The sequence below is a fragment of the Streptomyces sp. NBC_01426 genome (assembly GCF_036231985.1).
GTDB lineage: Bacteria > Actinomycetota > Actinomycetes > Streptomycetales > Streptomycetaceae > Streptomyces.
On record NZ_CP109500.1, the window covers coordinates 3,527,874 to 3,547,721 of the forward strand.

Below are 19,848 nucleotides of genomic sequence, written 5' to 3' on the forward strand. Positions count from 1 at the left end.
CTGACGGGCCGTCATGTTAGGGCGGCGGAAGCCAGATGCACAGGGGGCGGGCAAGGGGGGTTCGACGACCCGCGGCGGGGCGGTCAGCGGCGACCCCGCCCGCCGAGGAGTCCCCCGACCGCGAGGAGCACGCAGCCGAGGCCGGCCATGACGGCGTTGCCGAGGATCTCGTGGCCGTCGGGTACGAGGAACCGCAGGAAGCCCAGGAAGCGGATGAAGCCGAACCACTCGTGCAACAGGGCGCTGACACCACCGACGAGGAGGACACCACCGAGGAAGGTCGCCACCCCCTTGAGCGGGTGGTCGGCGGAGGGTGAGGAGGCCATGGGGGCACCGTAGGAGTCGGGGCCCGGCGCCCGCATCGAACTTCCGGCGCGCACGCTCGCGACGAAAGAGAACAACCACCCGCACCACGTCTCGCGCACTAGCGTCTGACGCATCGTCAGATATACCGTCGCCCCATGCCTGGACTGTCTGGACCGCCCCGAACCCCCACCGCCACCGCGCCGCGCCGCCGCGTCGCGGTCGCCGGCGTCGCCCTCTCGGACTGCGGCCGGGTGGACGGCCCCACCCCCTACGCCCTGCACGCACAGGCCGCCCGCCGGGCCCTCGCCGACTCCGGACTCGACCGGTCCGTCATCGACGGCTTCGCCTCCGCCGGCCTCGGCACACTGGCCCCGATCGAGGTGGCCGAGTACCTGGGACTGCGCCCCACCTGGGTCGACTCCACCTCGGTCGGCGGCTCGACCTGGGAGGTGATGGCCGCCCACGCGGCCGACGCCATCGCCGCCGGCCACGCCCGGGCCGTCCTGCTGGTCTACGGATCCACCGCCCGCGCCGACATCAAGGCCCGCAGGCGCACCGCGAACCTCTCCTTCGGCGCGCGCGGACCCCTCCAGTTCGAGGTCCCGTACGGCCACACACTGGTCGCCAAGTACGCGATGGCCGCCCGCCGCCACATGCACGAGTACGGCACGACCCTGGAACAGCTCGCGTCGGTGGCCGTACAGGCCCGGGCGAACGCCGCCACCAACCCGGACGCCATGTTCCGCACGCCGCTCACCGTGGACGAGGTCCTCTCCTCCGACATGATCGCGGACCCGTTCACCAAACTGCACTGCTGCATCCGCTCCGACGGCGGCTGCGCGGTACTGCTGGTCGCCGAGGACCTCGTACCGGACACCGCGAAGGACCCGGTCTGGATCCTGGGCACCGGCGCCTCGGTCTCCCACACCACCATGTCGGAATGGGAGGACTTCACCGTCTCCCCGGCCGCCGTCTCCGGCCGCCAGGCCTTCGAACGCGCCGGGCTCACCCCGGCGGACGTCGATCTCGCCGAGATCTACGACGCCTTCACCTACATGACCCTCGTGACCCTGGAGGACCTCGGCTTCTGCGCGAAGGGCGAAGGCGGCGCGTTCGTCGAGAAGGGCCGACTGCTGCGCGACGGGGAACTCCCCGTCAACACCGACGGCGGCGGGCTGTCGGCCTGCCACCCCGGCATGCGCGGCCTCTTCCTGCTGGTCGAGGCCGTACGCCAACTCCGCGGCGAGGCCGGCGCCGGCCAGGTCACCAAGGCGGGCGGCCGACTCCCCGAGGTGGCCCTGGCCTCGGGCACGGGCGGCTGGTTCTGCTCCTCGGGGACGGTCATCCTGGGCCGGGGCTGAGACCCGGGCCGTCTCTTTCGGATCGCGCCGGGGCCGCGGCCCTCACCGACGACCTAGTACTGCCAGCGCGGCTGCTTGCCGTCCTGCCGGCAGTGGATGAACCGGCCGTTGCCCGCGTGGGTGGACCGCCCCACGTCCGCCTTGCGGCAGAACTGACCGGCGTTGTAGCAGTTCCCCGCGTTGGAGACGATCTCGCAGTCCGCCGCCGCGGGCTCCGGCGGCGCCTTCGTCGGAGCCTTGCTCGGAACCTTCGTCGGCGCCCTGCTCGGAGCCTTCGTCGGGACCTCGGCCGCCGGCCTGGTCGGCGCCTTCGCGTCGGGCGTCCCGGCGGCCGGGGTCGCCTTGGGCAGCACCACCCGCGTGGGCGTCGGGGTCACCACCGCCGATGGCGAGGCGACCGCGGTCGGCGAGAGCGTCGGCGGCGCGGACGTCGGCGCCACCGGGGCCGACGACCGGATCACCGACGGCGAACCGGCCGGCCCACCCGTCTCGGCCGGCCCGCACGCCACCGCCACCCCGGCCACCAGCACCGCCACCAGCGCCCGTCTGACGCCCCTGCCATTGATTGCGCGCATGTCCAAACCCCCACCGGTATCCGTCCGAAACAGACGCATCATATGAACGGCAGTTCGCCCGTGTGATGACAATCCACCCATTGATGCGATGGTGTTCGATGGCGCCATGACCAGTGAGACGAGCGACGCCGACTTCCACGCCACCCTCCACTCCCTGCGCGTGTGGGACACCCGGCTGCCCACCTTCGACCCGGACACGGCACCGACCGACCCGCTCCCCCTCTTCCGGGAGTGGCTCGTGGACGCCGCCAAGGCCGGACAGCTCGAACCGCACACGATGACCCTGGCCACGGTCGACGCCGAAGGGCGCCCCGACGTCCGCACGTTGATGCTGCACGACGCCGACGAGCGGGGCTGGCACTTCGCCTCGCACGCCACCAGCGTGAAGGGCCGACAGCTCGCGGCCCGACCGGACGCCGCCCTCGGCTTCTACTGGCCCGCGGTGGGCCGGCAGATCCGCCTCCGCGGCCGGGTCACGGCCTGTGGACCCGAGGAAAGCCGCGCGGACCTCGCGGTCAGGTCCCGCGGCGCGCTCGCCGCCGCGCTGACGGGACACCAGAGCGAGGTCCTGCCCTCCCTCGCGGACCTGGCCGAGGCCTCGGCGGCGGCGTGGGCGCGCGCGGGCGCCGAGCCGGACGCGGTGGCGCCGACGTGGACGCGGTACGTGCTCGACGCGACGGAGGCCGAGTTCTTCCAGGGCGACGCGGCGCGCCGCCACACCCGCCTCCACTACCGCCGCACCCCCACCACCCCCTGGACCCGAACCCTCCTCTGGCCCTGACGCGACCAGGCCCGTCCCCCCACCGAGCCCAACGGGACTCCACCGCGCGCCTCAAACGCCGGCGGGGCTGGATTGCCGACCCGAACCGGAAGGGTGGCCCGTACCCGCACCTCAAACGCCGGCGAGGCTGGAATTGCCGGACCGGCCGGGCGAGGCTGGATTGACGGGGGTTGGACTGTTGGTCGGGGGCGGGGGCGGGGTGGGGTGTTGGCCGGGACGTAGAAGTGGGATTTGTGGCGCGTGACCACCGATCCGCAAACCAAGCCGGGCCAGGGCGCCTACATCACACAGTCCAGGACGACACCCCACCCCGCCCCCGACCCCCACCCCCAGCCCCGCCGGCGCTTGAGGCGCCCGACGCAGCCGGGACCGGCAGCAACCGACAGCAAGGCAACAAGGCGGCAAGGCGGCAAGGCGCCAACACCACCGCCCGGCCAGGGCACAGGCCAGGGCTACCGTTCCGCCACCACCCCGAACACCGGCACCCACACCCCCTCCGCCGCCTCCCGGAACGCCACCTCCAACGGCATCCCGACCCGCAACCCGGCCCCGCCGAGCCCGAACCCTCCGAACCCGGCCCCGCCCAACAGGGCCCCGGCCCCGCCAAGCACCGCCCCTGAGGCCCCACCCCCGGACGCCACCAGCTCCGTCATCAGCCGCGGCCCCTCCTCCAGGTCCACCACCGCCGCCACGTACGGCACCCGCTCCCCGAACGGCGGCAGGTCGTTGCGGTGGATCACCGACCACGTGTACAGCACGGCCCGCCCCCCGGCCTGCTCCCACGTCACGCGCTCCTCGCCCGCCCAGCAGTACGGGCAGAACTCCCGCGGGTAGTGGTGGGCGCGCCCGCAGTCCGCGCAGCGGCGTACGAGGAGCCGGCCTTCCGCCGCCGCTTCCCAGTACGGGCGGGTGAAGTCGTCGACCTCGGGCAGGTCGTACCGGACCGTGTTCACAGGAAGAGTCCCATCGCCGCGTCGAGTGACCAGACCTGCCAGCCCATCGCGAACAGCGCGACGACCGAGATGAGCGCCATCATCGCGTTCTGCCCCTGCTCGGCCCAGTCGTGGATCATCAGCACGAGGTAGAGCAGGTTCAGCAGCAGTCCGCCGATCAGTGCCACGGGGGTCAGGAGGCCGAGCACCAGGCCCAGTCCGAGGGCGAGTTCCGCGTACACGACCACGTACGCCATGAGTTTCGGCCTCGGCCGGACGACCGTGTCGAAGCCGCCCTTCACGAAGCCCCACCGGTGCTTGCCGGCGACGTCGGCGGCCCAGGCGATGCCGGTGCCGCGTTCGAACCAGCCCTTCTTGTCCTTGTGCCGCCAGCTCTCCAGCCACCACAGGCCGAGGCCTATCCGGAGCACGGCTGTCCATTCGGCCCCGCTGAGCCAGATGGTCTGCATCGGCGTCCTCCACCCCTCTCACGATCTGACGGTACGTCAGTTGAGCGGATCCGCACCGATCCCGCAAGGGCCCGCGCACCGAACCCCGCGAGGCCCGCGAGGCCCGCGCACGGAACCCGTGAGCCCGAACACAGGAGCCCCGCCCCACCCCCCGTGATCGATCCGCAATCGATTCCCTCCTCGTCCGAGACCCACCAACTCTGTGTGTCGATACGATCACTCCTCATGCCCGAAGCTCCCGACATGACCACCCACCCCCGCCCGACGTACGTGATCGGCGCCGGCCCCGGCGGCCTCGCCGTCGCCGCCGCCCTGCGCAGCCGCGGGGTCCGCGCCGTGGTCGTCGAGAAGTCCGACGCCGTCGGCTCCTCCTGGCGCCGCCACTACGACCGGCTCCGCCTGCACACCACGCGACGGCTCTCCGCGCTGCCCGGCCTGGCCGTGCCACGTCGTTTCGGGCGCTGGGTCGCGCGCGACAACGTGGTGCGCTACCTGGAGAAGTACGCCGAGTTCCACGAGCTGGAGCTGGTCACCGGGGTCGAGGTGACGCGGATCGAGCGGGCCGCGGACGACTCCGGCTGGACCCTGCACGCCAGCGGCGGCCGGGAGCTGGCGGCCGGCGCCGTGATCGTGGCGACCGGCTTCAACCACACCCCCCGACTGCCGGAGTGGCCGGGCCGGGACGCGTACGGCGGGGAACTGCTGCACGCCGCCGACTACCGGAGCGCCACCCCGTACGCGGACCGGGACGTGCTGGTCGTCGGCGTCGGCAACACCGGCGCCGAGATAGCCGTGGACCTCGCCGAGGGCGGCGCCGCGCGGGTGCGGCTCGCCGTGCGCACCGCCCCGCACATCGTGCGCCGTTCCACCTGCGGCTGGCCGGCCCAGCGCACCGGGATCCTGGTGCGTCGACTGCCCGTACGGCTCGTGGACCGGCTCTCCGCGCTGGTGGCGAGGGCCTCCGTCCCGGACCTGTCGGCGTACGGGCTGCCCCGCCCCACCGCCGGCCTGTACAGCAGGGTCCGGCAGGGCGCGATCCCGATCCAGGACGTCGGGCTGATCGACGCCGTCCGGTCGGGCCGGGTCGAACCGGTCGCCGCGGTGGACGCCCTCGACGGCGACGAGGTGGTGATGGCGGACGGTACGCGGATCGCCCCGGACGTGGTGATCGCGGCGACCGGCTACCGGCGCTCCCTGGAGGGGCTGGTCGGTCACCTCGACGTACTGGACGGCCGGGGACGGCCGCGCGTGCACGGCGCCCGCACCCCCGCGCACGCGCCCGACCTGTACTTCACCGGTTTCACCAACCCCATCAGCGGCATGTTCCGCGAACTGGCGCTGGACGCCCGGAAGATCGCCAGGGCGGTGGCCCGGAAGGACCGCGCCCGCCCCTGAGACCGCCCCGCACCACCCCGCACCACCCCGACCGCAGCCCCGGCGGAGCCCCCGCCGCACCCCGCCCGAGGCCTCGCCGCAGCCCCCCACCGCAGCCCGCACCCAGCCCCCCGGCGGCCTCGGCCGAATCCCGCCTGGACCCGCGGCGGGGGGATCTGCCACCGTTCACCACATCACCTCCACCACCTTTCCTGCGCAGGCCTGTTCCTGACGGCGCGTCAGTTCAGTAATCTGACTACGCGTCAGTTGGCGCACCCACGTCGCGCATTCGCGTTGTGCGTTCATGAGTTCGGTTCATGGAGTTCATCGAGCAGGAGCGGGCGGAACGATGCTTGGATCTACTCACGGCACCCTCACCACCGACTTCCGCGCACGCGTCGAGGCCTGCGGGGAGACCCCCAGGACGGCCGTCCACTCCACGGCGGCGCCGTCCGCCGAGGACGCGGTCGCGCTGGACGTCAGCGGTCGACCCCTGTACGCCGAGGTGCCCGACCTGGACCGGTTCTTCCGGCCCGAGTCGGTGGCCGTCATCGGCGCCTCCGACGCCGAGGGCAGGCCGAACACCGGCATCACGCGGCAGCTCCTCGCCTGGGCGGAGCGGGTCGGCGCCCGGATCCACCCCGTCCACCCGACCCGCACCACCGTCTTCGGGCTGCCGTGCCACGCCTCGGTGGCCGACCTGCCCGAACGGGTGGACCTGGCGGTCCTGCTCGTCGGCGATCCGCTGCCCGTCATCGAGGAACTGGCCGAGGCCAAGGTGAAGTTCGCGGTGGCCTTCGCCTCCGGTTTCGCGGAGACGGGCGACGCCGGGGCCGCCGCACAGGCCCGGCTCTCGGCCGCCGTCGAACGCTCGGGGCTGCGCCTGCTCGGCCCGAACACCAACCTCAACGCCTTCGAGGCGTTCCGCGACGACCTCGACGGCCCGGCGATCGCGCTGATCACCCAGTCCGGCCACCAGGGCCGGCCCGTGTACACGCTCCAGGAGCTCGGCATCCGGCTCTCGCACTGGGCGCCGACGGGCAACGAGGCCGACCTGGAGACCTCCGACTTCATCTCCTACTTCGCGGAGCGGCCCGAGGTCGGCGCCATCGCCTGCTACGTCGAGGGGCTCAAGGACGGCCGGTCCTTCCTGCTGGCCGCCGACCGGGCCGCCCGCAACGGCGTGCCGGTCGTCGCGGTCAAGGTCGGCCGCACCGAGACGGGCGCCCGGATGGCCGCCTCCCACACCGGGAAGCTGACCGGCGCGGACACGGTCGTGGACGCGGCCATGCGCCAGTTCGGGGTGATCCGCGTGGACGGCCTGGACGAGCTCCAGGACACCGCCGCCCTGCTGGCGCGGGCCCGCAAGCCGCTGGCGGACGGCGTGGTCGTGTACTCGATCTCCGGCGGCACGGGCGCCCACTTCTCCGACCTGGCCACCGAGGCGGGCCTGAGCCTGCCGACCCTGACGCAGGCCAAGCAGGACGAGCTGCACCAGTGGATCCCGGAGTACCTGAACGTCGCGAACCCCGTGGACAACGGCGGTCACCCCGTGGGCGACTGGCGCGGCCGCAAGATCATCGACGCGATCCTGGCCGACCCGTCCGTGGGCGTGCTGATCTGCCCGATCACCGGCCCCTTCCCGCCCATGAGCGACAAGCTCGCCCAGGACCTGGTGGACGCGGCCGAGCAGAGCGACAAGTTGATCTGCGTGATCTGGGGGTCCCCCGTCGGCACCGAGGAGGCGTACCGCACGACCCTGCTGGGCTCCTCCCGCGTCGCCACGTTCCGCACCTTCGGCAACTGCATCACCGCGGTGCGGGCCTACCTCGGCCACCACCGGTTCACCGCCTCCTACCGTTCCCCCTTCGACGAGGCACCGCGCACGCCCTCGCCCTCGTACCGCAAGGCGCAGGCCCTGATGCGGCCCGGCCAGCAGCTCAGCGAGCACGCGGCGAAGCAGTTGCTGCGGGCGTACGGGATACGCGTCCCCCGCGAGCAGCTGGTGACCAGCGCCGCGGCGGCCGTCCGGGCGGCCGGACTGGTCGGCTACCCCGTGGTGATGAAGGCCTCGGGCCCGCAGCTCGGTCACAAGACGGAGCTGGGGCTGGTGAAGATCGGCCTGACCTCCGCGAGCCAGATCCGCGACGCGTACCGGGAGCTGACGGACATCGCGCGCTACGAGAACGTCCCGCTGGACGGGATCCTGGTCTGCCAGATGGTGGAGCGCGGCGTGGAGATGGTCGTCGGCGTCACCCGGGACGACCTCTTCGGGCCGACCGTCACGGTGGGCCTCGGCGGGGTCCTGGTCGAGGTGCTGCGCGACGCGGCGGTGCGGGTGCCGCCGTTCGGCGAGGACCAGGCGCGGGCGATGCTGACGGAACTGCGCGGCCAACCGCTGCTGGAGGGCGTACGGGGCGCCCCGCCGGCGGACGTGGACGCGCTGGTGGAGGTCGTCCTGCGGGTCCAGCGGATGGCCCTGGAGCTGGGCGACGTGCTCTCCGAACTGGACATCAACCCGCTGATGGTCCTCCCGCGCGGCCAGGGCGCGGTGGCGCTGGACGCGCTGGCCATCTGTCGCTGAACGGACGTTCGTCCCCCCGCCCTCCCGAGCCCGGACCGACTGGAGCCCGTACCCCATGACCGCACCGGACATCGCGACCGCACCGCACGCCACGACCGCACCGGACGTCGACCGGCTCGTGCTGCACCGCACCGAGAACGGCGTCTCCTGGATCACCCTGAACCGCCCCGAGGCCATGAACGCCGTCACCATGGGGCAGCGCGAGCGCGTCATCGCGCTGCTCGACGCGGCCTCGTGCGATCCCGCCGTCCGGGCCGTGGTCGTCACCGCCACCGGCAAGGGGTTCTGCGCCGGGGCGGATCTGCGCGGGGGTCCCGCCGCCGGCGAGCGGATCGCGGGGGACGTGGCCCGCATGATCCGACTGGGGGCACAGCGGCTGATCACGGCGGTCCTCGACTGCGAGAAGCCGGTGATCGCCGCCGTGAACGGCACGGCCGCCGGGATCGGCGCCCATCTGGCGCTGGCCTGCGATCTGGTGATCGCGGCGGAACCGGCCCGGTTCATCGAGGTGTTCGTGCGCCGTGGGCTGGTCCCGGACGGCGGGGGCGCGTACCTGCTGCCGAGGCTGCTCGGCCCGCAGAAGGCCAAGGAGCTGATGTTCTTCGGGGACGCCGTCCCCGCCGCCGAGGCCGAACGCCTGGGTCTGGTCAACAAGGTGGTGCCGGCCGAGGCCCTGGAGGCGACGGCGCGGGAGTGGGCGGAGCGCCTCGCGCAGGGCCCGACCCGGGCCATCGCCCTGACGAAGCAACTGGTCAACGCCTCGCTGGACGGTGACCGGGCGACCGCCCTGGCCGCCGAGGCCACCGCCCAGGAGATCAACATGACCACCGCCGACGCGAACGAGGGCGTGGCGAGCTTCGTGGAGCGCCGCACCCCCAAGTACCTCGGCCGCTGAGGACCGGCCCAGGGCCGCGGCCCAGGACCGCGGCGAAGGATCACGCCCGTGGACTACATCTGCGGGTCGGGCTTCAGCAGGGCGAACATCGCGCCCGCCGGGTCGGTGAGGAAGGCGATCCGGCCGACGCTCGGCACCTCGGCGGGCGGCATCAGGACCGTGCCGCCGTTCTCGGTGGCCTTGGCGACGATGCCGTCGACGTCCGGCGCGTTGAAGTACGGCACCCAGCCCGTCGGCCCTCCGCCCTGCGAGGGGGCGACGCCGCCGAACGAGCCGTCCTGCTGGTCCCCGTCGGCGATGCTGAGTACGCGGTACGTCATCTCGGGCGTCGCCTGCATCGCCGCGTGCCGCCAGCCGAACACGCCGTGGTAGAAGGCGATGTCCCGGGCCGGGTCCGGCACGTGGAGTTCCACCCAGATGAGGCTGTGGGGGGCGGAGCCCAGCTCGAAGCCGGCGGTCCGGCCGGACTGCCACAGGGCGAACTCCGCGCCCTGCGGGTCGGTGGCCTGCGCCAGCCAGCCCTGTCCCATGACGTCGGTGGGCTCCATGCGGATCGTGCCGCCGCCGTCCTTGATCGCCTGGACGGTGGCCTGGATGTCGCGGGTGTCGAAGTGCACCATCCAGGCCGGCTTCGCCCCCTCCTCGGTGAGCGCGCCGATGGCGGCGACGGTCTTGCCGTCCAGCCGGAAGAACCCGTAGCCGCCGGCGTCGGGGCCGGCGGAGACGAACTCCCAGCCGAAGAGGGCGCCGTAGAAGGCCGCGTCCCTGGCGATGTCGGGGCTGCCGAGGTCGAGCCAGTTGGGCGAGCCGGGACGGAAATCGGTGCCGAGCATGAGGTTCCTCCTGGGTGGACGGGGCCGACGGGACGGGTGCCACGATGCCCAGCCCGCGTGGAACAGCCGGGCGTTCGAGTCCGCGCGAGGTGCCGGTTTCACCCGTACGGGGGCATTTCACCCGTACGACGCCGACCCGCCGACCCCGACCGCCGACCCGCCGCCACGCCCACCGCCACGCCCGCCCGCCGGCCGGATCGGGCCGATCCCGCCCAAGCCTTCCTATCTGACGCTCCGTCAGCTTCAATCGTTCTGTGATGGGACACGCAGGGATGGCGGCCACCGTCGTCCGATACCTCAGGTCAGTGGGCTCCCCCACCTCCGCCGCGGCGGAGCCGGAACCCGTCAACACGCTGCCGCGCCCCGACCTGCGGGCCGTCGGCGAGGACGAGCGCGCGCCCGTCAGCCCCGCAGAGTTCCGGGCCGTGCTGTCGAACTTCGCCAGCGGGGTCACGGTCATCACCGCCCCGCCCGGCGCGGACGAGGACGGGCCGGCCGGTTTCGCCTGCCAGTCCTTCGCGTCGCTCTCCCTCGACCCGCCCCTGGTCACGTTCATGGTGGCCCGTACGTCGACCACCTGGCCGCGCATCGCCCGCGCCGGGGTGTTCTGCGTCAACATCCTGGGGGCCGAACAGGGCGGCCTGTGCCGGTCGTTCGCCGTGAGCGGCGCCGACAAGTTCGCCGGTGTGCCGCACCAGCCGAGCCCCGTCACCGGATCGCCTCGGCTCGACGACGTGCCCGCCTGGATCGACTGCCGGATCCACGCCGTCCACACCGGCGGGGACCACCTCATCGTCGTCGGCCGCGTCGAGGCCATGGGCGCGGACGGCGAGGGCGACCCCCTGCTCTTCCACAAGGGCCGCTTCGGCCGCTTCACGGACTGACGCGCCGGCCCGAAAGGGGCCGGCCGGCGGATTCCCCGCCGGCCGGGCCCTTCGCCGTCCGCCTCACCCGTTCGCCTCACCCGTCCGCCGCCCGCCTTGGAGGGTGACGCGGAGGGCGGTTCAGAAGGTGAGGACCCCGCGGGCCACCCGGCCGTGGTGGGCGTCGTCGGCCGCCTTCGCGAAGTCCTCGATCGGGTAGACCTCGGTGACGAGTTCGTCCAGCAGCAGCCTTCCCTGCCGGTACAGCTCGGCGTAGAGGGCGATGTCGCGCTGGGGGCGCGAGGATCCGTACCGGCATCCCATGATCGTCTTGTCCAGGTACATGGACGACACGAGGAACGACGCCTCCTCCTTGAAGCCCGGCACGCCCAGCAGGATCGCCTGCCCGTGCCGGTCCAGGAGGTCGACGGCCTGGCGGATCAGTTTCACGTTGCCCACGCACTCGAAGGCGTGGTCCGCCCCCGTGGGCAGGACCTCCCGCACCGCCGCCGAGGAGTCCGCGACCGCCGAGGCGTCGATGAAGTGCGTGGCGCCGAACTGCCGGGCCACCGCCTCCTTCGCCGGGTTGGCGTCCACCGCGACGATGGTCGTCGCGCCCGCGATCCGCGCGCCCTGGAGCACGTTGAGCCCGATGCCGCCGGTGCCGATGACGACGACCGAATCGCCCCGGTCGACCCTGGCCCGGTTCAACACCGCCCCGACGCCCGTCAGGACCCCGCACCCGATGAGCGCCGCCGAGGTCAGCGGGATGTCCGAGGGAATCTTCACCGCCTGCACGGCCTTCACGATCGTCCGTTCCGCGAAGGCCGAGTTGGAGGCGAACTGGAACAGCGGCTTCCCGCCCCGCGAGAACGGCTGCGCCGGCATCCCGATCGCCTTGCGGCACATCGTGGGCCGTCCCCGGTCGCAGTCCGCGCACGCCCCGCAGTTCGCGAGGGTGGACAGCGAGACGTGATCGCCGGGCACCACGTGGGTGACCCCGACGCCGACCGCCTCCACCACGCCCGCCCCCTCGTGCCCCAGCACCACCGGCGGCGGGAAGGGGATCGTCCCGTCGATCACCGACAGGTCGCTGTGGCACAGCCCGGCCGCCGCGATCGCGACGAGCACCTCTCCCGGCCCCGGGTCGCGGATCTCCAGATCCTCGACCACCTGGGCCTGCTTGCCGTCGAACACGACGCCTCTCACCTGGGCTCCTTCGGCAGGCCGAGCACGCGCTCGGCGATGATGTTCCGCTGGATCTCGTCCGAGCCGCCGTAGATCGTGTCGGCGCGGGTGAACAGGAACAGGCGCTGCTCCTCGTCGAGTCCGAGTTCGTAGGGCAGGCCGGGCGCCCAGTCCGCGGGCCCGGCGGCGGCCGCCGCGCCCCGGACCGCGACCGCGAGTTCCCCGAGCCGCTTGTGCCAGCCGCCCCACAGCAGCTTGGCCACGCTCGGCGCGCCCGCGTCGCCGGCCGCGCCCAGGGTCCGCAGCGCGTTCCACCGCATCGTGCGCAGCTCGGCCCACTGCCGTACGAGACGGTCCCGCAGCACGGGGTCCCCCTCGCCCGCGGACCCGCGCCCGGCGTCGCCCGCGCCGGAGGCCGTGTACGCCGCCAGCACCCGCTCCAGCTCCGCCACGAAGCCGATCTGCTGGACCAGGGTGGACACCCCGCGTTCCAGGGCGAGCAGCCCCATGGCCACCGACCAGCCGTTGCCCTCGCCGCCGACGACCTCGGCGGCGAGCGCCCCGTCGAAGAAGACCTCGTTGAACTCCGCCGTCCCCGACATCTGCCGGATCGGCCGGACCTCGACGCGGCCCGGCTGGTCCATGCGCACGAGGAGGAACGACAGTCCCGCCTGCCGCCGCGACCCGGCCTCCGTCCGGGCCAGGACGAAGCACCAGTCCGCGTCCCGGGCCAGGGAGGTCCAGATCTTCTGCCCGGTGACCCGGTACGGTCCGCCCGGGGCGCCCGGGTCCCGGACCGCCTTGGTGCGGACGCCCGCGAGGTCGGACCCCGCGCCCGGTTCGCTGTACCCCTGGCACCACAGCTCCTCGCCCCGTGCGATCCCGGGCAGGAAGCGTTCGCGCTGCTCCCGGCTCCCGTGGGCGATCAGGGTGGGGGCGAGGAGGTTCTCCCCGATGTGGCCGACCCGGCCGGGTGCGCGCAGCGCCGCGTACTCCTCCGCCCACACCACCTGCCCGGTCAGGGAGAGCCGCTGCTGCCCGTAGGCCCCGTCCGGGACCTCCCAGCCCTGACCGATCCAGCCGCCGGCGCCCAACTCCCGTTCCCAGGCGCGCCGCGCCGCCACCTCCTCGTGCTCGCTGCCGGGTCCGCCGAGGCCGACGGCCCGTTCGTACGGTCCGACGAGGTGCCCCGCCAGCCACGACCGGGCGCGGGCGCGCAGCGCCTCGTCCTCGGCCCCGAAGCTGAAGTCCACCGGGCCCCCTCTACGCGTTGGGGCGGTCCTTGGCGGCCGCCGCCTTCGCCATGGCTTCGAGCTGCGCGAGCATCGGCATCGGGTCGGTGCCGACCGTGCCGGGGAGGAAGTCGGCGATCTTCTCCGGGGTCCAGGAGCCCTCCGCGTACCCGGCGCGCAGCTCGCGCGGCTGGGCCCACACGGCGATCTTCGGGCCGGCGATCGTGTAGACCTGCCCGGTGATCGGCTCGCCGCCGACGGCGACGGCCCGGTCGGAGAGCAGGTAGGTGACCAGCGCGGCGACGTCCTCGGGCTCGCCGATCTCCTGGAGTTCCATGGGCACGTTGGCCGACATCCGGGTACGGGCGACGGGCGCGACGGCGTTGGCCGTGACCCCGTACTTGGCGAGCCCGAGTGCGGCGGAGCGGACGAGGGAGATGATCCCGCCCTTGGCGGCGCTGTAGTTGGCCTGGGCGACGGAGCCCTGGTGGTTGCCGCTGGTGAAGCCGATCAGGGTGCCGCCGCCCTGCTTGCGCATGACGGCGGAGGCGGCGCGGAAGACGGTGAAGGTGCCCTTGAGGTGGGTGGCGACGACCGGGTCCCATTCCTCCTCGGACATGTTGAAGAGCATCCGCTCGCGCAGGATGCCCGCCACGCAGACGACCCCGTCGATCCGCCCGTACCGGGCGAGCGCGGTGTCGACGATGCGCTGTCCGCCCGCCATCGTGGAGACGTCGTCGGCGACGGCCACGGCCTCGCCGCCCGAGGCGACGATCTCCTTGACCACCGCCTCGGCTATCTCGCTCGTGGGTGCGCCGCCCTCGATGCCGACGCCGTAGTCGTTGACGACGACCCGGGCGCCCTCGGCGGCCGCGGCGAGTGCCACGGCCCGCCCGATGCCCCGGCCCGCTCCGGTGACGGCGACGACCTTGCCTGCCAAGAAGTTCCCCACGCCCGACCCCTTCCCGCGATTTCTGACGGACCGTTAGATTCTATGGGCAGGCGGACGCGCCTGCACAAGCCCCTGTTGGGTCCCGTATGGCAAGGAGCTGATGAGTCAGATGGGCATGCCCGCCGAGTTCCACGACATCGCCAAGCGCGTCAACAACTGGGGCCGCTGGGGCGCTTCCGACGAGATCGGCACCCTCAACCTGATCACCGACGAGGTCGTCCGGGCGGCCGCCGCCGAGATCCGCACCGGCCGCCGGATCCCGCTCGCGCTCCCGCTGAAGGAGGACGGGGTACAGGTGGGCATGATCCCCGGCCGGATCAACCCGCTGCACACGATGGTGCAGGTCAACCAGGAGATCTTCGGCCCGGGCACGGTCGCGTGCAGCGACGACGCCGTGACGATGGGACTCCAGTGCGCCACCCACTGGGACGCCCTCACCCACGTCTCCCACTCCGGGAGGATCTACAACGGCCGCCCCGCCGGCACCGTCACGGCGCACGGCCGCGCGGAGTTCAGCGGCATCGACAAGGCGGGACCCATCGTCTCGCGCGGGGTCCTGCTGGACGTGGCCCGCGCCAAGGGCCTGGACCGACTCCCGGGCGACCACGCCGTGACGCCCGAGGACCTGGCGGAGGCGGAGGAGTTCGGCGGGGTGACCGTCCGCGCGGGGGACATCGTCCTGGTCCGCACGGGCCAGATCCAGGCCTACCTGGCCGGCGACAAGCACGGCTACGGCTTCCCGTCACCCGGCCTGTCCGTCCGTACGCCCGAGTGGTTCCACGCCCGGGACGTGGCGGCCGTCGCGAATGACACCCTGACCTTCGAGATCTTCCCGCCGGAGATCGACAACCTCTGGCTGCCGGTGCACGCGCTGGACCTGGTGGAGATGGGCATGCACCAGGGCCAGAACTGGAATCTCGAAAAGTTGTCCACAGCCTGTGCACAAGAATCCCGCCACGCGTTCCTGCTCTCCGCGATGCCGGAACCCTTCGTCGGCGCGGTGGGCACCCCGGTCGCCCCGGTCGCCATCCTTTGACCGTCGCTCAAGGCGCCCGCCCCGGGGCCCGTTCGCGGGCCCCCGGGCGCGGTTCGACCTGCGGGTGGCGGCGACGCGCATGCACGCCCCGAGCGCGGCACGGCAGCCGCCACCCCACGACCCGCACTCGTCAAGGCAGGACCCTTGGCGTCCCCTCGCGACGAATCGCTCCCCACCAGAGTGATCAAGATGTGACGAACCGTCAACACCTCGTTAGAGGTACACGCGGGGTTCCCGGTTCTGGTCAAAATGTTCGGAAGGATTCCGGGGGCCGTCCGCGGCGCAGTCCGTGGCGCAGTCCGCGGCCGCCTTCTCCGCCCGGTCGACCTCGCACCAGATCCGCTTGCCCGCACCCTCGGGCTGCCAGCCCCAGCGGTCCGCCAGGCCGTCCACCAGCTCCAGGCCGCGGCCGCCCGTGTCGTCCCCGGCCGCCTGCCGGCGGGCCGGCGCCCGGTCGCTCGCGTCGGCCACCTCGACCCGCACCCCCGGCCCGCCGAACAGCATCCGCAGCACCGCCGGACAGCCCGTGTGGACGACCGCGTTGGTGACGAGTTCGGAGATCAGCAGGATCAGGGTCTCGGCGAGCGGCTCGTCGTCCCCTATGCCGGAGCCCGCCAGCCTGGATCGCGCCCACCGGCGCGCCCGGCCGACCTCGGCGGGGTCCGCGCCTACCTCAAGCTGAACCTGAAGCACCTGCACCGCTCACACCATCCGAACCGGCGGACACTTCGCCTCACGACGGAACGGGATCACGATCCGTGACCCCCTTGCGGAGCAGCATGGTTGACGTACAGTCACCACAACAAGCGCTTCGGGCATATTCCCGCGCGAAGGAGTAGGCGTGGTGCATACTGTGCGGCGCTCACGCCGCTCAACCGCTCGCATTCGTCGGAGCGTACCGGAGCGAGCACCCGACTCCGGTCCGTAATGTGCCGGGCGAAGGACACAAACCGATATCAACTCTCTGTAATCAGACATGCGTCCCGCCGCGTCCCTCCCGTGCCTCCGTGCCATACCGAGCCGGCGCCCACGAGCCGGTCCCCGTGACCGGGTACCCGCGGGCGCTTCCGAACGCCTCCCTCCGGATGCCATCCCCCGGGTACCCCGCCCCGCCCCGGCTACACCGCGGCACACCTCCCGCCACTCCGGCCGCCGTTGAACCCCGCTACACCGCGCCCTCCAGCAGGTCCGTCGCCAGCAGTTCCTCCGCCTCGGCCGCCGTGCGCCACTGCTCGGCCCGCACCCAGGCCCGTTTCAGGTGCAGGTGGACGTCGGCCTCCCAGGTGAACCCCATGCCGCCGTGCACCTGGAGGCAGTCCCGGGCGTTGCGTACGGCCGCCTCGTCCGCCAGCAGCTTCGCCGCCGCCGTCTCCCCGGGGTCGCCGGTGACCGCCGCCGCGTAGACCGCCGTACGGGCCACCTCGGCCCGTACCAGCATCTCGGCGCACAGGTGCTTCACCGCCTGGAAGGCGCCGATCGGGCGGCCGAACTGCTCACGCTCCCCCGCGTACCGGACCGCGAGTTCCAGCGTCCGCAGCGCGCTCCCCACCTGGAGCGCGGCCGTCAGCAGCGCGCCCTCGTCGCGGTGGGCGCCGGGCACCGGGGCCGACGCGACCCGGTGCAGCGGGGTCAGCGGGTCCGCGGAGCGCACCGGCTCGGCCGGGGTCGAGGCGAACCCCGGCAGCCCGAGCACGGCGTCCGCCTCCCCCCAGTGCGCCACCAGGGACCCGTCCAGGTCCGAGGCCGTCACCACGGCGGTCCCGGCCGCGGCCCCCGGCACCGTCCCGGCGGCCAGGTGCGTGGCCACCAGCGGCCCCGGCACCAGCGCCCGCCCGGCCTCCTCGAAGACCAGGACCGCCTCGGGGAGACCGAGCCCGACCCCGCCCTCGGCCTCGGGGAGGCGCAGCGCGAAGAAGCCGGCGTCGCCGAGCCGCCGCCACAGGTCCCGGTCCACGCAGACCTCGGACTCGACGGACGCCCGCAGGGCCTCGCGCCCGTACCGTGCGGCCAGCAGGCCCCGTACGCCCGCCCGCAGGTCCCGCTGTTCCTCGGTCGGCTGGAAGTCCACCGGCTCACCGGCCCTTCGGGAGGCCGAGGATCCGCTCGGCGACGATGTTCCGCTGGATCTGCGAGGTGCCCGCGGCGATGGTGTACGACAGGGACGAGAGGCGGTCCAGCACCCATTCCTCGTCCAGCGCGAGGGAGCCCGCGCCCAGCACCAGGGCGGCGACGTCGTACAGCTCCTGCCGGGCGTGCGAGTAGGCCAGCTTGAAGACGCTGCCGCCGGTGCCCGGTACGCCGCCGGAGCGCTCCGATTCGCCGACGTTCCACTGCGTCAGCCGCCACAGGGCCCCGAACTCGCCGTGGAGGCGGCCCAGGGCGCGCCGTACGACGGGGTCGTCCCAGCGCCCGTTCGCCTTGGCGGTGCGGGCCAGTTCTCCGAGGGTCCGCCGGCAGGCGACCACCTCGCCGACGAAGGCGGTCCCCCGCTCGAAGGACAGGGTCACCATCGTGACCCGCCAGCCGTCGTCCTCGGCTCCGACCCGGTGGCCGACCGGGATCCGCACCTCGTCCAGGAACATCTCCGCGAACTCGGTCGATCCCGCGAGGGTGCGCAGCGGCCTGACCGTCACGCCCGGTGCGTCCATCGGCATGGCCAGCCAGGTGATCCCCCGGTGCTTGGGGGTGTCCGCGTCCACGGGCGTGGTCCTGACCAGCAGCTCGCACCAGTCCGCCACCTCCGCGTGCGAGGTCCAGATCTTCGACCCCGTCACGACGTACTCGTCGCCGTCGCGCACGGCGCGGGTCCGCAGCGCGGCCAGGTCCGAGCCCGCGCCCGGCTCGCTGAACCCCTGGCACCACACCTCGTCGCCGCGCAGGACGGGCGGCAGCCAGCGCGCCCGCTGCTCGGCGGTGCCCTCGGCGGCGATGGTCGGGCCGGCGTGCAGCAGCCCGACGAAGTTGGCGCCGACGTAGGGGGCGCCGGCGCGTTCCGTCTCCTCCAGGAAGATCAGGTGCCGGGTCGGGCCGGCGCCCTGCCCGCCGGCGTCCACGGGCCAGTGCAGTCCGGCGTACCCGGCGTCGTACAGCCGGCGCTGCCAGCCCGCGTCGTACGCGCGCCGGCCGGGCCAGTCGTCGGGCGACGGCTTGGCCGGCAGTTCGGGCAGCACCTTGGCGAGCCATTCGCGCAGCCGGGCCCGGAACTCCCGCTCCTCCTCGGTGGGGGTCAGGTCCACTGGCGCTCCGCCCGCAGGCCCTTGTCGAGGTCGAGCCCCAGCATGCGGATGGCGTTGCCGCGCATCAGCTTGTAGACCGTCTCCTCGTCGAGGCCCTCGACGTGGTCGAGGGCGACCTCCTTGGTGTGCGGGAAGGTCGAGTCGACGTGCGGGTAGTCGGTCTCGAAGGTCGCGTTGTCGCGTCCGACGACGTCGAGCGAGGCGATGCCGTGCTTGTCGCGGAAGAAGCAGCAGAACATCTGCCGGTAGTAGTAGGTGGACGGCGGCTCGGGGATCAGGTCGCGGACCCCGCCCCAGGCCCGGTGCTCGCGCCAGACGTCGTCGGCGCGCTCCAACGCGTACGGGATCCAGCCCATCTGGCCCTCGCTGTAGGCGAGCTTCAGCGTCGGGTACTTCACCAGGACCCCGGAGAAGAGGAAGTCCATCATCGAGGCCATCGCGTTGTTGAAGCTGAGGGACGCCTGCACGGCGGGCGGCGCGTCGGGGGACGCGGCGGGCATCTGGGAGGAGGACCCGATGTGCATGTTCACGACGGTGCCGGTCTCCTGGCAGACGGCGAAGAAGGGGTCCCAGTACCCGGAGTGGATCGACGGCAGCCCGAGGTGGGTCGGGATCTCGGAGAACGTCACCGCCCGGACCCCGCGCGCGGCGTTGCGCCGGATCTCGGCGACGGCGAGGTCGATGTCCCAGAGCGGGATGATGCACAGCGGGATCAGCCGGCCGCCGCTGTCGCCGCACCACTCCTCGACCATCCAGTCGTTGTAGGCGCGCACGCAGGCCAGCGCGACCTCCTTGTCGTGCGCCTCCGCGAAGGTCTGACCGCAAAAGCGCGGGAAGGTCGGGAAGCACAGCGAGGCCTCGACGTGGTTGAGGTCCATGTCGGCGAGCCGCGCCTTGGGGTCCCAGCAGCCCCGGCGCATCTCCTCGCGGGTGATGCCCTCCAGGGTCATGTCGTCGCGGTCGAAGCCGACGGCGGCGATGTTGCGCTTGTACGGGAACTTCAGGTCCTCGTAGATCCACCAGTCGGTCGGCGGGCCGTCGGGGTCCATGGTGATCACGTACTTGCCGCCCGTGTAGGCGAGTTCGCCGATGCCGGCGGTCAGCGGTTTGGGGCCGCGGTCGCGGTACTTGGCGGGCAGCCACACGTCGAAGAGGTGCGCGGGCTCGATCACGTGGTCGTCGACGCTGATGATCCGAGGCAGTTCCATGGTGTCCCCTCGCCCTATCTGA

19 protein-coding genes are annotated in these 19,848 nt (G+C 72.9%); 7 read left to right on the plus strand and 12 right to left on the minus strand.

Annotated elements, in window-relative coordinates; all coding sequences use genetic code 11:
* Positions 1–83 precede the first annotated feature (83 nt).
* Complete coding sequence (locus tag OG906_RS15495) at positions 84–326, minus strand: hypothetical protein (protein ID WP_329443337.1); 243 nt, start codon at positions 324–326, stop codon at positions 84–86.
* A gap of 135 nt (positions 327–461) precedes the next feature.
* Here OG906_RS15495 and OG906_RS15500 point away from each other — a divergent pair, with 135 nt between their 5' ends.
* A complete protein-coding gene (locus tag OG906_RS15500; protein ID WP_329443338.1) occupies positions 462–1,667 on the plus strand; it encodes a thiolase C-terminal domain-containing protein in 1,206 nt (401 codons plus the stop codon).
* A gap of 53 nt (positions 1,668–1,720) precedes the next feature.
* Here OG906_RS15500 and OG906_RS15505 read toward each other — a convergent pair whose 3' ends face one another.
* The gene (locus OG906_RS15505) at positions 1,721–2,242 is read right to left on the minus strand and encodes a hypothetical protein (protein WP_329443339.1); all 522 of its coding nucleotides are present in this window, start codon (positions 2,240–2,242) and stop codon (positions 1,721–1,723) included.
* 106 nt (positions 2,243–2,348) lie between these two features.
* Between OG906_RS15505 and OG906_RS15510 the strand changes: the two genes are divergently transcribed.
* Positions 2,349–3,023, plus strand: coding sequence for a pyridoxine/pyridoxamine 5'-phosphate oxidase (locus tag OG906_RS15510; RefSeq protein ID WP_329443341.1), 675 nt, complete (start codon positions 2,349–2,351; stop codon positions 3,021–3,023).
* 452 nt (positions 3,024–3,475) lie between these two features.
* Here OG906_RS15510 and OG906_RS15515 read toward each other — a convergent pair whose 3' ends face one another.
* Entirely contained in the window at positions 3,476–3,976 is a 501-nt protein-coding gene (locus OG906_RS15515) for a Zn-ribbon domain-containing OB-fold protein (protein ID WP_329443343.1), read from the minus strand.
* A complete protein-coding gene (locus tag OG906_RS15520; RefSeq protein ID WP_267802364.1) occupies positions 3,973–4,425 on the minus strand; it encodes a DoxX family membrane protein in 453 nt (150 codons plus the stop codon). The genes OG906_RS15515 and OG906_RS15520 overlap by 4 nt, the downstream gene beginning before the upstream one ends.
* Positions 4,426–4,650: 225 nt before the next feature.
* Between OG906_RS15520 and OG906_RS15525 the strand changes: the two genes are divergently transcribed.
* The 3 genes from OG906_RS15525 (at position 4,651) to OG906_RS15535 (ending at position 9,278) form a co-directional block, all read left to right on the plus strand.
* Positions 4,651–5,820, plus strand: a complete 1,170-nt coding sequence (locus OG906_RS15525; protein ID WP_329443346.1) for a flavin-containing monooxygenase — start codon at positions 4,651–4,653, stop codon at positions 5,818–5,820.
* Positions 5,821–6,148: 328 nt separating this feature from the next.
* The gene (locus tag OG906_RS15530; RefSeq protein WP_329443347.1) at positions 6,149–8,383 is read left to right on the plus strand and encodes an acetate--CoA ligase family protein; all 2,235 of its coding nucleotides are present in this window, start codon (positions 6,149–6,151) and stop codon (positions 8,381–8,383) included.
* Between the two features lie 55 nt (positions 8,384–8,438).
* Complete coding sequence (locus OG906_RS15535) at positions 8,439–9,278, plus strand: enoyl-CoA hydratase/isomerase family protein (RefSeq protein ID WP_329443349.1); 840 nt, start codon at positions 8,439–8,441, stop codon at positions 9,276–9,278.
* Positions 9,279–9,331: 53 nt separating this feature from the next.
* Here the strand turns inward: OG906_RS15535 and OG906_RS15540 are convergent, their stop codons facing one another.
* A complete protein-coding gene (locus OG906_RS15540) occupies positions 9,332–10,111 on the minus strand; it encodes a VOC family protein (RefSeq protein WP_329443351.1) in 780 nt (259 codons plus the stop codon).
* Between the two features lie 272 nt (positions 10,112–10,383).
* On the opposite strand from OG906_RS15540, the gene OG906_RS15545 reads away from it, so the two are divergent.
* Positions 10,384–10,995: a flavin reductase family protein gene (locus OG906_RS15545; protein WP_329448032.1), complete on the plus strand. Its 612-nt coding sequence runs from the start codon at positions 10,384–10,386 to the stop codon at positions 10,993–10,995.
* A gap of 120 nt (positions 10,996–11,115) precedes the next feature.
* Here OG906_RS15545 and OG906_RS15550 read toward each other — a convergent pair whose 3' ends face one another.
* From OG906_RS15550 to OG906_RS15560, 3 genes are read right to left on the minus strand one after another with little or no spacing between them, the layout of a single operon-like run.
* Positions 11,116–12,183, minus strand: coding sequence for an alcohol dehydrogenase catalytic domain-containing protein (locus OG906_RS15550; protein ID WP_329443353.1), 1,068 nt, complete (start codon positions 12,181–12,183; stop codon positions 11,116–11,118).
* Entirely contained in the window at positions 12,180–13,415 is a 1,236-nt protein-coding gene (locus OG906_RS15555; protein ID WP_329443355.1) for an acyl-CoA dehydrogenase family protein, read from the minus strand. Before OG906_RS15555 ends, OG906_RS15550 begins: the two co-directional genes overlap by 4 nt.
* 10 nt (positions 13,416–13,425) lie before the next feature.
* A complete protein-coding gene (locus OG906_RS15560; protein ID WP_329443357.1) occupies positions 13,426–14,346 on the minus strand; it encodes an SDR family NAD(P)-dependent oxidoreductase in 921 nt (306 codons plus the stop codon).
* Positions 14,347–14,455: 109 nt separating this feature from the next.
* Here OG906_RS15560 and OG906_RS15565 point away from each other — a divergent pair, with 109 nt between their 5' ends.
* On the plus strand, positions 14,456–15,382 hold the full coding sequence (locus OG906_RS15565; protein WP_267827641.1) for a cyclase family protein: 927 nt from the start codon (positions 14,456–14,458) through the stop codon (positions 15,380–15,382).
* A 213-nt stretch (positions 15,383–15,595) separates the two neighbouring features.
* On the opposite strand, the gene OG906_RS15570 is transcribed toward OG906_RS15565, so the two are convergent.
* The 4 genes from OG906_RS15570 to OG906_RS15585 all read right to left on the minus strand — a co-directional run bounded on the left by OG906_RS15570 (position 15,596) and on the right by OG906_RS15585 (position 19,826).
* Positions 15,596–16,081, minus strand: coding sequence for an ATP-binding protein (locus OG906_RS15570; RefSeq protein WP_329443358.1), 486 nt, complete (start codon positions 16,079–16,081; stop codon positions 15,596–15,598).
* A 466-nt stretch (positions 16,082–16,547) separates the two neighbouring features.
* Complete coding sequence (locus OG906_RS15575; protein WP_329443360.1) at positions 16,548–17,450, minus strand: acyl-CoA dehydrogenase family protein; 903 nt, start codon at positions 17,448–17,450, stop codon at positions 16,548–16,550.
* A 4-nt stretch (positions 17,451–17,454) separates the two neighbouring features.
* Positions 17,455–18,618: an acyl-CoA dehydrogenase family protein gene (locus tag OG906_RS15580; RefSeq protein WP_267802354.1), complete on the minus strand. Its 1,164-nt coding sequence runs from the start codon at positions 18,616–18,618 to the stop codon at positions 17,455–17,457.
* Complete coding sequence (locus OG906_RS15585) at positions 18,609–19,826, minus strand: amidohydrolase family protein (protein ID WP_267827635.1); 1,218 nt, start codon at positions 19,824–19,826, stop codon at positions 18,609–18,611. The genes OG906_RS15580 and OG906_RS15585 overlap by 10 nt, the downstream gene beginning before the upstream one ends.
* Positions 19,827–19,848: the final 22 nt, after the last annotated feature.

What these genes read in the sequence shown, in the direction of transcription:
- OG906_RS15495 (WP_329443337.1), bottom strand. Translation starts at nt 326, where the DNA reads ATGGCCTCCTCACCCTCCGCCGACCACCCGCTCAAGGGGGTGGCGACC.
- OG906_RS15545 (WP_329448032.1), top strand. Translation starts at nt 10,384, where the DNA reads ATGGCGGCCACCGTCGTCCGATACCTCAGGTCAGTGGGCTCCCCCACC.
- OG906_RS15510 (WP_329443341.1), top strand. Translation starts at nt 2,349, where the DNA reads ATGACCAGTGAGACGAGCGACGCCGACTTCCACGCCACCCTCCACTCC.
- OG906_RS15520 (WP_267802364.1), bottom strand. Translation starts at nt 4,425, where the DNA reads ATGCAGACCATCTGGCTCAGCGGGGCCGAATGGACAGCCGTGCTCCGG.
- OG906_RS15540 (WP_329443351.1), bottom strand. Translation starts at nt 10,111, where the DNA reads ATGCTCGGCACCGATTTCCGTCCCGGCTCGCCCAACTGGCTCGACCTC.
- OG906_RS15535 (WP_329443349.1), top strand. Translation starts at nt 8,439, where the DNA reads ATGACCGCACCGGACATCGCGACCGCACCGCACGCCACGACCGCACCG.
- OG906_RS15565 (WP_267827641.1), top strand. Translation starts at nt 14,456, where the DNA reads ATGGGCATGCCCGCCGAGTTCCACGACATCGCCAAGCGCGTCAACAAC.
- OG906_RS15585 (WP_267827635.1), bottom strand. Translation starts at nt 19,826, where the DNA reads ATGGAACTGCCTCGGATCATCAGCGTCGACGACCACGTGATCGAGCCC.
- OG906_RS15500 (WP_329443338.1), top strand. Translation starts at nt 462, where the DNA reads ATGCCTGGACTGTCTGGACCGCCCCGAACCCCCACCGCCACCGCGCCG.
- OG906_RS15530 (WP_329443347.1), top strand. Translation starts at nt 6,149, where the DNA reads ATGCTTGGATCTACTCACGGCACCCTCACCACCGACTTCCGCGCACGC.
- OG906_RS15505 (WP_329443339.1), bottom strand. Translation starts at nt 2,242, where the DNA reads ATGCGCGCAATCAATGGCAGGGGCGTCAGACGGGCGCTGGTGGCGGTG.
- OG906_RS15525 (WP_329443346.1), top strand. Translation starts at nt 4,651, where the DNA reads ATGCCCGAAGCTCCCGACATGACCACCCACCCCCGCCCGACGTACGTG.